This window comes from Pseudoxanthomonas sp. (assembly GCF_036845285.1).
GTDB lineage: Bacteria > Pseudomonadota > Gammaproteobacteria > Xanthomonadales > Xanthomonadaceae > Pseudoxanthomonas_A.
Genome location: NZ_DAIUEE010000008.1, coordinates 74,960 through 89,411, shown reverse-complemented (window position 1 = coordinate 89,411; position 14,452 = coordinate 74,960). Strand labels below are relative to the sequence as shown.

Annotated in this window: 10 protein-coding genes; all 10 read right to left on the bottom strand. The window is 67.7% G+C overall.

Annotated elements, in window-relative coordinates; genetic code table 11:
- Window positions 1-12: 12 nt before the first annotated feature.
- Complete coding sequence (gene recJ / locus V7060_RS11680; RefSeq protein ID WP_334179415.1) at window positions 13-1,740, bottom strand: single-stranded-DNA-specific exonuclease RecJ; 1,728 nt, start codon at window positions 1,738-1,740, stop codon at window positions 13-15.
- Complete coding sequence (locus V7060_RS11675; RefSeq protein ID WP_334179414.1) at window positions 1,737-2,690, bottom strand: phosphoglycerate mutase; 954 nt, start codon at window positions 2,688-2,690, stop codon at window positions 1,737-1,739. Before V7060_RS11675 ends, recJ begins: the two co-directional genes overlap by 4 nt.
- A gap of 10 nt (window positions 2,691-2,700) precedes the next feature.
- Window positions 2,701-3,165, bottom strand: a complete 465-nt coding sequence (gene greA, locus V7060_RS11670; RefSeq protein WP_334179476.1) for a transcription elongation factor GreA — start codon at window positions 3,163-3,165, stop codon at window positions 2,701-2,703.
- 8 nt (window positions 3,166-3,173) lie between these two features.
- Entirely contained in the window at window positions 3,174-6,419 is a 3,246-nt protein-coding gene (carB, locus tag V7060_RS11665; RefSeq protein WP_334179413.1) for a carbamoyl-phosphate synthase large subunit, read from the bottom strand.
- Window positions 6,420-6,508: 89 nt separating this feature from the next.
- A complete protein-coding gene (carA, locus tag V7060_RS11660; RefSeq protein ID WP_334179412.1) occupies window positions 6,509-7,636 on the bottom strand; it encodes a glutamine-hydrolyzing carbamoyl-phosphate synthase small subunit in 1,128 nt (375 codons plus the stop codon).
- Window positions 7,637-7,860: 224 nt separating this feature from the next.
- Window positions 7,861-8,580: a 4-hydroxy-tetrahydrodipicolinate reductase gene (gene dapB, locus V7060_RS11655; RefSeq protein WP_334179411.1), complete on the bottom strand. Its 720-nt coding sequence runs from the start codon at window positions 8,578-8,580 to the stop codon at window positions 7,861-7,863.
- A gap of 52 nt (window positions 8,581-8,632) precedes the next feature.
- A complete protein-coding gene (locus V7060_RS11650) occupies window positions 8,633-9,943 on the bottom strand; it encodes an EAL domain-containing protein (RefSeq protein ID WP_334179410.1) in 1,311 nt (436 codons plus the stop codon).
- Between the two features lie 131 nt (window positions 9,944-10,074).
- Entirely contained in the window at window positions 10,075-11,220 is a 1,146-nt protein-coding gene (locus tag V7060_RS11645) for a prephenate dehydrogenase (RefSeq protein ID WP_334179409.1), read from the bottom strand.
- A 28-nt stretch (window positions 11,221-11,248) separates the two neighbouring features.
- On the bottom strand, window positions 11,249-12,367 hold the full coding sequence (gene dnaJ, locus V7060_RS11640; protein WP_334179408.1) for a molecular chaperone DnaJ: 1,119 nt from the start codon (window positions 12,365-12,367) through the stop codon (window positions 11,249-11,251).
- Window positions 12,368-12,460: 93 nt separating this feature from the next.
- Window positions 12,461-14,380 (bottom strand): molecular chaperone DnaK, encoded by a 1,920-nt coding sequence (gene dnaK, locus V7060_RS11635; RefSeq protein ID WP_334179407.1) that lies wholly within the window; start codon window positions 14,378-14,380, stop codon window positions 12,461-12,463.
- Between the last annotated feature and the right edge of the window lie 72 nt (window positions 14,381-14,452).

Sequence of the window (14,452 nt, the reverse complement as noted above, 5' to 3'; positions counted from 1 at the left end):
CTCGACGGACTTTCAGTCCGCTGGCGTCCAGTGGCGGATCAGCAACTGGATACCGCGACGGTCCTTCCAGTCGTCGGTATCCAACTGGTAGGCGGCCCGGACGCGGGCCGGCGGCTGCATGTCGTGCCAGCCGTTGAACTGGATGGCGTTCAACGCGGACGGGTGACCCGCCTGGCGCAAGGAGAACTTCAGGTGCTTCTCGCCGACCACGCGCCAGTCCAGTACATCGAACACGCCATCGAACACCGGCTCGGGAAAGCCCTGTCCCCAGGGCCCGGCGCTACGCAGCACGTCGGCGTGCATACGATCCAGTTCGCCTGGGGCAAGCTCGCCATCGCTCAACACCTCCTCGCGCAACAGATCGTCGTCGAGCATGGCCGCGGCGTGCTGGTGGAAGGCGGCACGGAACTGCGGCAATGCGCACTCGTCCAGCGACAGTCCGGCCGCCATGGCATGGCCGCCGAAGCGCTGCACGAGGCCGGGATGCAGGGCATCGACCGCCGCCAGCGCATCGCGGATGTGGAAGCCGGGGATCGAACGTGCCGAACCGCGCAGCGTGGTGCTGCCGGGTTCCGCCGGCGCGAACGCGATCACCGGCCGATGCAGCCGCTCCTTGATCTTGGACGCAACCAGGCCTACCACGCCGGGATGCCAGTCGGGATCGAACAGGCACGGCGCCAATGGCACCGGCCCGTCGTCCGCGTGTTCGATACGGGCCAGCGCGGCCTGCGCCTCGTCGACCATCTGCTGCTGCACGCCGCGACGTTCGGCATTGATGCCTTCCAGCACGCGCGCCATTTCATCGGCCTGGGTCGCGTCGTCGGTCAGCAGGCAGGCAATGCCGAGCGCCATGTCCTCCAGCCGCCCGGCCGCGTTCAGGCGCGGCGCGATGGCGAAGCCGATGTCGGCGGCCGTCAGGCGCGCCGGGTCGCGTCCCGCCACGCGCATCAGCGCCTGCAGGCCTGCGCATCCCTGCCCCGACCGGAGGCGGCGCAGGCCGGCACCGACGAGGGCACGGTTGTTGGCATCCAGCGGCACCAGGTCCGCCACGGTGCCGATCGCGACCAGGTCCAGCAAGGTGGACAGGTCGGGGACGACGTCCGTGAAGGCGCCGCGCTCGCGCAACACCCGCCGCAACGCGAGCAGCACGTAGAACATCACGCCGACGCCGGCCAGCATCTTGCTGGGGAACGGATCGCCGCGCAGGTTCGGATTGACGATGACGTCGGCCGGCGGCAGTCGCTCGCCCGGCAGGTGATGGTCGGTGACCAGCACCTGCCATCCGCGCGCCTTTGCTTCGGCGATACCGGCGTGGCAGGCGATACCGTGGTCCACCGTGACCAGCAGATCGGGTTGCAGCGCGGCCAGTTCGTCCACCAGCGACGGCGACAGGCCGTAGCCATGGACCATGCGGTTGGGCACCGCCGGCGTCACCCGTCGCGCACCCAGCAGGCACAGCCCGCGCACGCCGACCGCACAGGCGGTGGCGCCATCGCAGTCGAAATCGCCGACGATGACGATGTGGCGATCCTGCGCGATGGCGTCGGCGAGCAACGCCGTCGCCTCGCCAAGCCCACCCAGCAGGTCGGGCGGCAGCAGGTGCGCCAGTCGCGGCTGCGCCTGATCGACCGTCAGGGCGCCACGGGCTTCGTAGATCCGCCGCAGCAGGGGCGGCACGCTGTCCGGCCACTGCCCGTTCGCGGCGATGGCGCGACGCCGGATACTGGGGGAAGACGTCATGCCGGAACGTGGTCCGGGCGCACCGTATCCAGCCGCTGCAGGGGGCCGCGCCACAGGCGCCAGCGCTGTTCGCGACGCAACGAGAACAGCGCGCCATCCTCGAAATCGAGGTTCAACACATCCAGTTCGCGCTTGCGGAGCGCGTCGAGCAACGGGCGCAGCGCGTCCCGGCACAGCAGGTCGAGGTTGCGCAGGTGGCGCAGGTCGATCAAGGCATCGACACCGCCTTCGCCATTCGCATGCCCCGCTTCGACCCCGGCCACCTGCGCCAGCGACTGCAGCAGCACGTCGTTGCCCTTCACCTGGCGGAACCCCGTCAGCACGGCGTCCGGCAGCACGCCGCCGCCCCAGAACCACAGCGAGTTCACCGGCGGCTTGCCTTGCGCCACGCGATGCGCGTTCCACGGGTGGTTGTGCAGCAGCACCTGCGTCTCGCTGAGCAGGGCGCGCCACCGTCGACCCACGTCGCCTTCCGGCAGGTGCGCGAAGAGATCGTCGCCGAGCACGTCGCTGGCCGGCACGAACGCGGGCAGCTTCGCATCCACCGGCAGGCGCAGGTACCAGCGTGCGGGATCCGGTGCATCCAGCAGCATGCCGGCATCGCCGAACAGCGGCTTCAGCACCGGCAGCAACTGCGCGGTGTCCTCGTCGGTGAGTGCGAGCGCTTCGCCATAGGCCAGCATGCGGGCGCCGGTCATGTCGGGCGATACGCGCGCCGGATCGGCGCGCAGCCACGTTGCGCCGGCGGCGTCCCGTGCATCGTGCTGTCGCGTCAGTGCAGCGACCGGCCAATGGTCCGGCACCAGCTGGAACTGGCGCCGCACCTGCGCGCGCTCGCCGGTGTCACCGTCGCTCCGGTCGGCACGCCCGAGCGCCTTGGCGATGTCGGGCGGCAACACCTGCCCGACCAGGCGGGTGCGGGCGGGCAACAGCAGGGTGGCCTGGGCCATCAGGGTCTGCTTAGTCGGCGTAGGAAACGCTGACGATTTCGTACTCGCGCTGGCCGGCTGGCGCGTCGATCGTGACGCTGTCGCCTTCGTGCTTGCCGATCAGGGCGCGGGCCAGCGGCGAGGAGATCGCGATCAGGCCCAGCTTGATGTCGGCCTCCAGGTCGCCAACGATCTGGTAGCGCTTCTCTTCATCGGTGTCCACGTCGGCCAGCGCCACCTTGGCGCCGAACACGATGCGCGAGCCGGCGTTGAGCTTGCTGACATCGATGATTTCCGCGTGCGACAACTCGCCCTCGAGCTGCTTGATGCGGCCTTCGATGAAGCCCTGCTGCTCGCGTGCGGCGTGGTACTCCGCGTTTTCCTTCAGGTCGCCGTGCGCACGCGCCTCGGCGATGGCGGCGATCACTTCCGGACGCTTGACCGTCTTCAGCAGGTCCAGTTCCTGGCGCAGGCGCTGTGCGCCTTGCATGGTCAATGGTGCTCTCACCCTTGAAGCTCCTTGTGCAGTTCCTGCAACGCCAGTACCGGGCCGGTGCCGCGGTATTCCAGCGAATGCACCAGCGCCTTGGCGCCGGCGACAGTGGTTGAATACGTGACGCGATGCTGCAGGGCTTCGCGCCGGATCGAGAAGGAGTCGGCGATCGCCTGGCGTCCTTCCGTGGTGTTGACGATATACACGATTTCGCCGTTCTTGATCAGGTCGACGACGTGCGGACGGCCCTCCAGCACCTTGTTGATCTGCTCGCAGGCGATACCGTGCTCGCCCAGCCATGCGGCGGTGCCCGCCGTGGCGACGATGCGGTAGCCACGACTGACCAGTTCCTGGGCGACCGGCAGCACGCGCTTCTTGTCCGGATCGCGCACCGAGATGAACACCTTGCCTACCGGCGGCGCCTTGATGCCACCGGCTTCCTGCGCGCGCGCCATCGCGGCACCGAAGCTGCGGCCCACACCCATCACTTCGCCGGTGGAGCGCATTTCCGGGCCGAGGATCGGATCGACGCCCTGGAACTTGGCGAACGGGAAGATCGCCTCCTTGACCGAGTAGTAGTCCGGCACGATTTCCTTCGTCGCGCCCTGCCCCGCCAGCGTCATGCCGGCCATGCAGCGGGCGGCGATCTTGGCCAGCGGCATGCCCGTTGCCTTGGACACGAACGGCACCGTGCGGGACGCGCGCGGGTTCACTTCCAGCAGGTAGACGATGTCGTCGTTGCCGTCTTCGCTGGACTGGATGGCGAACTGCGTGTTCATCAGGCCGACGACCTTCAGCGCCTTGGCCAGTTCGACTACCTGGCGGCGCAGTTCGTCCTGCGTCTTCGCCGACAGCGAGTACGGCGGCAGCGAGCACGAGGAGTCGCCCGAGTGCACGCCGGCTTCCTCGATGTGTTCCATCACGCCGCCGATCAGCACGTGGCCTTCCGCGTCGGCGATGATGTCCACGTCCACTTCTACCGCATTGTCGAGGAAGCGGTCGAGCAGCACGGGCGAATCGTTGGAGACCTTGACCGCATCGCGCACGTAGCGGGCCAGGTCGGATTCGCCGTACACGATTTCCATCGCGCGGCCGCCCAGCACGTAGGACGGGCGCACCACCAGCGGATAACCGATCTCGCGCGCCAGCAGCAGGGCTTCCTGGTCGTTGCGGGCGATGCGGTTCGGCGGCTGCTTCAAGCCCAGCTTGTCGACCAGTTGCTGGAAGCGTTCGCGGTCCTCGGCCAGATCGATGGAGTCCGGGCTGGTACCGATGACCGGCACGCCGTTGGCTTCCAGCGCGCGCGCCAGCTTCAGCGGCGTCTGGCCGCCGTACTGCACGATGACGCCCTTCGGCTGTTCCAGCTCGACGATCTCCAGCACGTCTTCCAGCGTCAGCGGCTCGAAGTACAGGCGGTCGGAGGTGTCGTAGTCGGTGGAGACGGTTTCCGGGTTGCAGTTGACCATGATGGTCTCGAACCCGTCCTCGCGCAGCGCCAGCGCCGCGTGCACGCAGCAATAGTCGAACTCGATGCCCTGGCCGATGCGGTTGGGGCCGCCGCCGAGGATCATGATCTTGTCGCGATCGGTCGGCTGCGCCTCGCACTCGTCCTCGTAGGTCGAATACAGGTACGCCGTGCTGGTGGCGAACTCGGCCGCGCAGGAGTCCACGCGCTTGTACACCGGCTTCACGCCCAATGCCTTGCGCAGCACGCGCACGGCGGCTTCGTCGGTGCCGGCCAGTTGCGCCAGCCGTGCATCGGAGAAGCCCATGCGCTTCAGGCGGCGCATGCGTGCCTTGTCCAGCGACCCGAGGCCATCGGCGGCGAGCTGCTGCTCGGTCGCGATGATCTCCTCCATCTGGTCGAGGAACCACGGATCGATGAACGACAGCGCGTGCACCTGTTCCACCGTCATGCCGGCGCGGAACGCATCGGCGACATGGAACAGGCGTTCCGGACCCGGTGCCTTCAGTTCGCGGCGCAGCTTGGCCAGGTCGTCCTCGTCGGCGAGATCGAGGCCCGTCGGGTCAAGGCCGACCTTGCCGGTCTCCAGGCCGCGCAGCGCCTTCTGCAGCGACTCCTGGAAGGTGCGGCCCATCGCCATCACCTCGCCCACCGACTTCATCTGGGTGGTCAGGCGCGCGTCGGCCTGCGGGAACTTCTCGAACGCGAAGCGCGGGATCTTGGTGACGACATAGTCGATCGCCGGCTCGAACGAAGCCGGCGTCAGGCCGCCGGTGATCTCGTTCTTCAGTTCGTCCAGCGTGTAGCCGACCGCAAGCTTGGCCGCGACCTTGGCGATCGGGAAGCCGGTGGCCTTGGAGGCCAGCGCCGACGAGCGCGACACGCGCGGATTCATCTCGATGACGACCACGCGGCCGGTCTGCGCATTGATGCCGAACTGGACGTTCGAACCGCCGGTATCCACGCCGATCTTGCGCAGCACCGCGATGGAGGCATCGCGCAGGCGCTGGTATTCCTTGTCGGTCAGGGTCTGCGCCGGCGCGACGGTGATACTGTCGCCGGTGTGCACGCCCATCGGATCGAGGTTCTCGATGGAGCAGACGATGATGCAGTTGTCCGCGGTGTCGCGGACCACTTCCATCTCGAACTCCTTCCAGCCCAGCACCGACTCTTCCACCAGCACCTCGGTGGTCGGCGACAGTTCCAGGCCGCGGGTCACGATGTCGATCAGTTCCTCGCGGTTGTAGGCGATGCCGCCACCGCTGCCGCCGAGCGTGAAGCTGGGCCGGATGATGGTGGGATAGCCGACGCGGGTCTGGATCTCCAGCGCCTCTTCCAGTGTGTGGGCGACGGCGGCCTTCGGGCATTCCAGCCCGATCTCACCCATCGCCACGCGGAACAGCTCGCGGTCCTCGGCCATGCGGATGGCGTCGCGCTTGGCGCCGATCAGCTCGACGCCGTACTTCTCCAGCACGCCATTGTCGGCCAGGTCCAGCGCGCAGTTCAGCGCGGTCTGGCCCCCCATCGTCGGCAGCAGCGCGTCGGGCTTCTCCTTGGCGATGATCTTCTCGACCGTCTGCCAGTTGATCGGCTCGATGTACACCGCATCCGCCATCTCGGGGTCGGTCATGATGGTCGCCGGGTTGCTGTTGACCAGCACCACCCGGTACCCCTCTTCGCGCAGCGCCTTGCAGGCCTGTGCGCCGGAGTAGTCGAACTCGCAGGCCTGGCCGATGACGATCGGGCCTGCGCCGATGATCAGGATGGTTTTAAGGTCGTTGCGCTTGGGCATGCTGTCCTCGGTTCTTCGCGTGGCCGCCGCGCGCGATGCGCCGCGTGCGGCCGGTAGACACAGGTGGTGCGGTTCGGTGAAGCGTCGGTCTAGCGCGCCGCGCCCATCGACTGGATGAACCGGTCGAACAGCGGTGCGACGTCGTGCGGCCCCGGCGAGGCTTCCGGGTGGCCCTGGAAGGAGAACGCGGGAGCGTCGGTCAGTTCGATGCCCTGGTTGGTGCCGTCGAACAGCGAGCGATGGATCACGCGCACGTTGGCGGGCAGCGAGGCTTCATCGACGGCGAAGCCGTGGTTCTGCGACGTGATCATCACGCGGCCGCTGTCGAGATCCTGCACCGGATGGTTGGCGCCATGGTGGCCGTGGCCCATCTTGATGGTCTGCGCACCGGCGGCGAGCGCCAGCAACTGGTGGCCCAGGCAGATGCCGAAGGTCGGGATCTTCTTCGCGATGAATTCGCGGATGGCGGTGATGGCGTAGTCGCATGGCGCCGGGTCGCCCGGTCCGTTGGACAGGAACACGCCATCCGGCTGCAGCGCCAGCACGTCGGCGGCGCTGGTCTGCGCCGGCACCACGGTGACCTCGCAGCCACGCTCGGCCAGCATGCGCAGGATGTTGTGCTTCACGCCGAAATCGTAGGCCACGACCTTGAACTTCGCCGGCGCCTGCACGAAGGCATTGCGGTCCAGGTCCAGCTGGCCATCGCGCCACGCATAGGGCTTGTCGGTGGTGACCACCTTCGCCAGGTCCATGCCCTTCAGGCCGGGGAACTTGCGCGCCGCTTCCAGCGCCTTCTCGACATCCGTGTCGTCGCCGGCCATCAGCGCGCCGTTCTGGGCGCCGCGCTCGCGCAGGACGCGGGTCAGCTTGCGGGTATCGATGCCGGCGATGGCGACGATGCCACGCGTGGACAGCCATTCCGGCAGTGCCTGCTGGTTGCGCCAGCTGCTGGGGCGACGCGGCACGTCGCGCACGATCAGGCCGGCGCACCAGACCCTGGCGGCCTCGTCGTCCTGGTCGGTGCAGCCGGTATTGCCGATGTGGGGGTACGTCAGGGTGACGAGCTGGCGGGCGTACGACGGGTCGGTCAGGATTTCCTGGTAACCGGTCATGGCGGTGTTGAACACCACTTCGCCGACGGAAAGGCCGGCTGCGCCTACGGATTCGCCCTCGAATACGGTGCCGTCTTCGAGTACGAGAATTGCGGGTCGTGTCACGGGGTTCGCCTTGGGGTGAAGGAACCCTGTCCCACCGGCTTGCGGCTGCAAGAAACCGCGAACGCGGCGTTTATCCGGTCCGTGGCGATGGGTAACAGGCGAGGGCGAATTGTACGGGGATGGCCTGTTCAGCGCCACCGTTTTTTTCCCGCCAGACCATTGGCAGACCGCTGGCGGATGCCTTGTTCAGGTTTCCGCCGCGCTGTCCAGGACAGATCGCGTGCTCAATCGAGCAGGTCGCGCACCCGGTAGTTGCCGGCGGGCCGGCCCGCGAGCTTCGATGCAACGTGCAAGGCGCCGCGCGCGAATACATCGCGGTGGGTCGCGCGGTGGACCAGCTCGATGCGCTCGCCGAGACCCGTGAACTGCACAGCGTGCTCACCGACGATGTCGCCCGCTCGCAGGCTGGCGTAATGCACCTGCGCGCCCGCGCTGCCGGCGGCCTCTCCGAGCGTCAGCGCAGTGCCCGACGGTGCATCCTTCTTGTGGACGTGGTGCGACTCCACGATGTCGACATCCCATCCCGGCAATGCCGCTGCGGCCCGCTCCACCAGATCGGTGAGCACGGCAACGCCGAGGCTGAAGTTGGTCGCCCACACCAGCGGAATGCGCGCGCCCGCGTGCGCCAGCGCCGCCATCTGCCGATCGGAGATGCCCGTCGTACCCGATACCAGGGGCGTCCCACGCTCGACGCACAGGGCAAGGATGGGGTCGAAGCCGTCCGGCAGGCTGAAGTCGACCGCGACATCGAATACGGGCACCCCCGCCAGTTCGCTGGCGGCGAAGTACGGCACGCCATCGACCACGCGGGGCGACGGCGCGCGCCGCGTCACCGCTGCGACCACCTGGTAGCCGGCGGGCTGTTCTGCCGCCAGGCGAATCAACGCTTGGCCCATCCGTCCGGAGGCGCCGTGGATCAGGAGACGTGTCGGTGAGGTGTCCATGCCCGCATGGTACCGCCAGCCGCGGCCGCCGCGGCATCGCACTGCGCCGTTCTCACGGCACCCGGGGATGCCCGAGGTGGTAACCCTGGGCGTAAGGCACGCCGAGCTGCCTCAGCGTTTCGAGCTGCTGGGCCGTTTCGACACCTTCGGCCACGAGCTCGGCGCGGGTCCCGCGTGCGAACGTCAGCAGCGCGGCGATCAGCGACTGCATGCGGGGCCGCTGGTCGACCTCGCGCACCAGCGTGACGTCGAGCTTGATGATGTCCGGGGCCAGCCGCAGCACATGGCGGAGACTGGCGAATCCGGCGCCGGTATCGTCGACGGCGATGCGCATGCCCACTGCCTGCAGGGCGGAAAGACACGCATTGAGGCGCGTGTAGTCTTCAACGGGCGTGTGCTCGGTGATCTCGAGCACCAGCCGGTGCGGTTCGCGTGCTTCGAGCAGGGCTTTCAGCCTGTCGCTGCAGACCGTTTCCGGCGACACGTTGATCGCCAGGTAAGCATCGGAGGGAATGCGCGCGAGCTGGTCCAGCGCGACGCGCGCCGCGGCCAGTTCCAGTTCGATGCTCATGCCATGGCGGGCGGCCTCCTCGAACCAGCGTCCGGTCGACATGTCGTATTCCACCGGAAACCGCGCCAAGGCTTCGTAGCCGACGGTCGCGCCATCGTCCAGACGCACGATGGGCTGCAGCGCCGCGCTCAGCTGCCCGCCTTCCAGCACCGCTTCCAGACGCGCGCGCGCTTCCATGACCTGCTGGCGCTCGCGATCGCCCTGCCCTTTCCTGTGCTCGAGCGCCGCACGCATCTGCGCGTGTTCGATCGCCCTGTACAGGCTGGCGGCCACCAGCGCGCTCAGCTGGTCCAGCGTGCGCTGCTCGGTCTCGCCATAGGCGCCGGGTATCGTGGAAACGACTTTCAGCACACCCACCGCCTGTCGACGGAAATACAGCGGCGCGACCAGCATTGCGCGCAGCCCGACGCGGCGGCAGGCCTCGCGATTGACGCGCGGATCGGTTTCGCTGTCGTCGCAGCGCAGCACGCGACCTTCCTCCAGGCACTGTCCCGACAGGCTGCCCGCCACGGGCAGCACCAGACCGACCTGGTTGCCGGCGATGCCGCTGGCGGACCAGTAGCGCATCTGCTCGCCATCGCGGATCTCCAGCACGGCGCCCGCCGAACGCGTCAGTTCCTGCGCGCGGTATGTGATCGCATCGACCACGTCCTGCGGATCCGGGCCGGCAGAAGCGATCTCGCCCTGCGCCGCCACGATCCGCGTCAGCAGCGCGACCGCATCCTCTTCGGCCATCACGGGCGCCGCAGGCCGCATCGAGGACAGCGATACCAGCTTCTTGTCGTGAACCATCTCCGTCACTCCCTGCGGACGATGCGCGGGCGAAACCTCACACCGCCCGACGCGACTCGATGCTAGGCCTGTCGTCTCACGGTTGTCGAGTAAACAGGTTTACGTGCGCACGGAGCGTCTTGACGCAGTCGCTACGTGGTGGACTGCGGGAGGACGCGGCCGAGTTCGCGCGTGGCGATCTCGTCGACTGCGCGCTGCAGTGCCGCCATGTCCACGCCGTCATCGAATCCGATGCGGAAATGCACCTCGCCCTCTGGCGTGCGCGAGGAGTGGATCGACGACAGGCTGACCGACTGACGTTCGAACACGTCCAACAGCGCACGCAGCGAACCGGGCCGGTCTTCGGGCAGGTGCACGCCAATCGCCCGCACACCGGCGAGATCGGCCAGCAGGTAGCCGATCCGCTCGTAGCGGTAGTTGCCTTCAGCCAGGGTCGCGCACGCGATGGCGTCGCGGTTGTCGTGCAGGAATTCGCGGCGGAACGCCTCGCGCGCCGCGTCGCCGCCCTCGCCTACCAGCGAGGCCATGCGGGTGATCTGCGCCCCCAGCGCCAGCAGGGTCTCGCCCGCGTAGGGATTGCCGAACTGGATGTCCTCGTAGATCGCCGGATTCAACGACAGGATGCGGGCGATGACCGCCGCATCCATCTCGAAGGACGCCGAGCGGAACGGCATCACGGCGGCCAGGTCGCCGACCTGCGTGGCCTGTTTCCGCAGGACGCCGGCCTGGGCCAGATGCGCGGCATGCACCATGGCCTGCACCAGCGCCATCACCCGGTCGTGCTGTTCCGGCGTGGCGCGCACGCACTCGGCTTCCAACGCGGACAGCAATTCGTCCAACCACGGCCGCCAGCGGTCCAGCCGCGCGTCGCAGACCACCATCACCCTGCCCTTCAAGGTCGGCGCCTTCGGCGGCGCCGTCATCGGATGCAGGCCGACCACCTCCGCCCGCGAGCGCAGCATCGCGGCGACGGGCACGGCCTTGATCGACGTGACGTCCAGCCACAGCTTGCCTTCCTCGCTTCCTTCTGCCAGGTCCGCATGGCGGGCGATCAAGGCCGCGGCGTGGCGGATCGGTACGGAGAACACCAGCACGTCCGCGCGACGGACCAGTTCCGCCTCGTCGAAGGACGACGCGTCGGCAGGATCGTGGCCGATGACCTCCAACCCCATCCGTGCACGGAAGAACTGCTGCAGCCAGCGGCCGTAGGCGCCGGCGCTGCCGACGATACCGATGAGGGGTCCGGACACGAAATGGGCTCCATGAAGGAGCCCCATTCTAGAAGCAAGCCGGCACGGTCGGCCCTCAGGACGTCATGCGGTCCCAGAATCCCTTGACGCCGTCGAGGAACGTCGCCGACTTCGGCGAGTGCTTGCGCGCTTCCTCGCCACCGAAGGTCGCCTCGAACCTCTCCAGCAACTCGCGCTGCTCGGCCGTCAGGTTGACCGGCGTCTCCACCACCACGCGGCAGTACAGATCGCCCTCGCTGCGGCTGCGCACGGACTTCACGCCCTTGCCACGCAGGCGGAACAGCTTGCCGGTCTGGGTTTCGGCGGGAATCCGGATCTCCGCTTCGCCATGCAGCGTCGGCACGCGCACGGTGTCTCCCAGCGCGGCCTGCGAGATGCGGATCGGCACTTCGCAGTGCAGGTCGTCGCCGTCGCGCTGGAAGATCTCGTGCTCGCGCACGCGCACTTCCACGTACAGGTCGCCTGGCGGCGTGCCGGGAGGGCCGGCTTCGCCTTCACCTGTGAGGCGAATGCGGTCACCGTTGTCCACGCCGGCGGGGATCTTGACCGACAGGATCTTCTCTTCCTCAATGCGGCCAGCGCCGTGGCAACTGGTGCAGGGATTCTTGATGGTCTGGCCGCGCCCGCCGCAGGCCGGACAGGCCTGCTGCATGGCGAAGATGCCGCGCTGCATACGCACGTTGCCGCGGCCACCGCAGGTGCCGCAGGTCTCGATCTTGCCGTCCGCCGAACCGGAGCCGTTGCAGGGCTCGCATGCGACCAGCGAGGGGATCTCGATGCGCTTCTCCGCACCGGCGACCGCCTCTTCCAGGTCCAGTTCCATCACGTAGCCGACATCGGCACCGCGCCGTGCGGCGCGCGCTCCGCCACCGCCGAAAATGTTGCCGAAGATGTCGCCGAAGATGTCGCCCATGTCCGGGCCGCCCGGACCGCCGCCGCCCATGCCGTGCTCGAATGCAGCGTGCCCGTGGGCGTCGTAGGTGCGGCGCTTGGCGCCGTCCGACAACACTTCATAGGCTTCCTTGCATTCCTTGAAGGCGGCCTCGGCCGCTGCGTCGCCCGGATTGCGGTCGGGGTGGTGCTTCATCGCGCAGCGGCGATAGGCCTTTTTCAGGTCATCGTCGCTGGCATCCCGGGCCACGCCCAGGACTTCGTAGTAATCGCGCTTGCTCATGTGCTGTCTGGCTGGTCTCGCTGGGTCGCCGGATGACAAAACGGGAGGCCGTGGCAGGCCACGTCTCCCGTTCGCCGCATCCCGTTTGCGGAATTACTTCTTGTCGTCCTTCACTTCGGTGAATTCCGCATCGACCACGTCGTCGGCGGAGGCGGAGTCACCACCGGCCGGACCACCGCCGGGCTGGTCGGTCGAGGCCGCCGCCGCGTACAGCGACTGCGCGGCTTCTTCCAGTGCCTTGGCCTTGGCCTCGATCTGCGCCTTTTCGTCGCCCTTCATCGCCGTGTCCAGTTCGGCGATGGCGGACTCGACGCGACCGATCACGTCGCCCGGCACCTTGCTGCCGTGCTCGGTGATGGCGCTGCGGGTGGCGTGCAGCAGGCCATCGGCCTGGTTGCGCGTCTGCACCAGTTCCTGGAACTTCTTGTCCTCTTCGCGATGCGCTTCGGCATCGGCCACCATGCGCGCGATCTCGTCCTCGGACAGGCCCGAACCGGCCTTGATCTCGACCTTCTGTTCCTTGTTGGTCTTCTTGTCCTTGGCCGACACGTGCAGGATGCCGTTGGCGTCGATGTCGAACGACACCTCCACCTGCGGCATGCCGCGCGGCGACGGCTCGATGCCCGACAGGTCGAACTTGGCCAGCGACTTGTTGAAGCGGGCCTGTTCGCGCTCGCCCTGCAGCACGTGCACCGTCACCGCGGACTGGTTGTCCTCGGCGGTGGAGAAGGTCTGCGAGGCCTTGGTGGGAATGGTGGTGTTCTTCTCGATGATCTTGGTGAACACGCCACCCAGCGTCTCGATGCCCAGCGACAGCGGGGTCACGTCGAGCAGCAGCACGTCCTTGACGTCGCCGGCCAGCACGCCGCCCTGGATCGCGGCGCCGAGGGCGACCGCTTCATCCGGGTTGACGTCCTTGCGCGGGTCCTTGCCGAAGAACTCGGCCACCGCCTGCTGCACCTTCGGCATGCGGGTCTGGCCGCCGACCAGGATGACCTCACCGATGTCGCTGGCGCGCAGGCCGGCGTCGTTCAGCGCGATGCGGCACGGCTCGATGGTCTTCTTCACCAGGTCTTCGACCAGCGCTTCCAGCTTGGCGCGGGTCAGCTTGATGTTGAGGTGCTTCGGGCCGGAAGCGTCGGCGGTGACGTACGGCAGGTTCACTTCGGTCTGCTGCGCGCTGGACAGCTCGATCTTGGCGCGCTCGGCCGCGTCCTTCAGGCGCTGCAGGGCCAGCGGGTCCTTGCGCAGGTCGATGCCCTGGTCCTTCTGGAACTCCTCGACGAGGTAGTCGATGACGCGCTTGTCGAAGTCCTCGCCGCCCAGGAAGGTGTCGCCGTTGGTGGCCAGCACCTCGAACTGCTTCTCGCCATCGACGTTGGCGATCTCGATGATCGACACGTCGAAGGTGCCGCCGCCCAGGTCATAGACGACGATCTTGCGATCCGCCCCGCCCTCGCCCTTGTCCAGGCCATAGGCCAGCGCGGCGGCGGTGGGTTCGTTGATGATGCGCTTGACGTCGAGGCCGGCGATCTTGCCCGCGTCCTTGGTGGCCTGGCGCTGGCTGTCGTTGAAGTAGGCCGGCACGGTGATGACGGCTTCGGTGACGGTCTCGCCGAGGAAGGCTTCGGCCGTCTTCTTCATCTTCTCCAGGATGCGCGCCGAGATTTCCTGCGCCGACAGCTTCTTGCCGTCGCTGGTCTGCACCCAGGCATCGCCGTTTTCGTGCGCGATGATGTCGTACGGCACCAGGTCGAGGTCCTTCTTCACTTCGGCGTCGGTGAACTTGCGACCGATCAGGCGCTTCACCGCGTAGAAGGTGTTCTTCGGATTGGTCACGGCCTGGCGCTTGGCCGAGGCGCCGACCAGCACTTCGCCGTCCTTCGTGTAGGCCACGATGGAAGGCGTGGTGCGGTCGCCTTCCGAGTTTTCGATGACGCGGGCCTTGCCGCCGTCCATGATCGCCACGCACGAGTTTGTCGTGCCCAGGTCGATGCCGATGATCTTGCCCATGATGGATGTCGCTCCTCGCGAATTCTGTTTGGATCCGGCCATTGGCCGGGTGGATGGTCCCGATATAGGGAT

Coding starts and splice junctions, on each gene's coding strand:
- dapB (WP_334179411.1), bottom strand. CDS start 8,580: ATGGACACCTCACCGACACGTCTCCTGATCCACGGCGCCTCCGGACGG.
- dnaK (WP_334179407.1), bottom strand. CDS start 14,380: ATGGGCAAGATCATCGGCATCGACCTGGGCACGACAAACTCGTGCGTG.
- V7060_RS11675 (WP_334179414.1), bottom strand. CDS start 2,690: ATGGCCCAGGCCACCCTGCTGTTGCCCGCCCGCACCCGCCTGGTCGGG.
- recJ (WP_334179415.1), bottom strand. CDS start 1,740: ATGACGTCTTCCCCCAGTATCCGGCGTCGCGCCATCGCCGCGAACGGG.
- V7060_RS11650 (WP_334179410.1), bottom strand. CDS start 9,943: ATGGTTCACGACAAGAAGCTGGTATCGCTGTCCTCGATGCGGCCTGCG.
- dnaJ (WP_334179408.1), bottom strand. CDS start 12,367: ATGAGCAAGCGCGATTACTACGAAGTCCTGGGCGTGGCCCGGGATGCC.
- carB (WP_334179413.1), bottom strand. CDS start 6,419: ATGCCCAAGCGCAACGACCTTAAAACCATCCTGATCATCGGCGCAGGC.
- V7060_RS11645 (WP_334179409.1), bottom strand. CDS start 11,220: ATGGGGCTCCTTCATGGAGCCCATTTCGTGTCCGGACCCCTCATCGGT.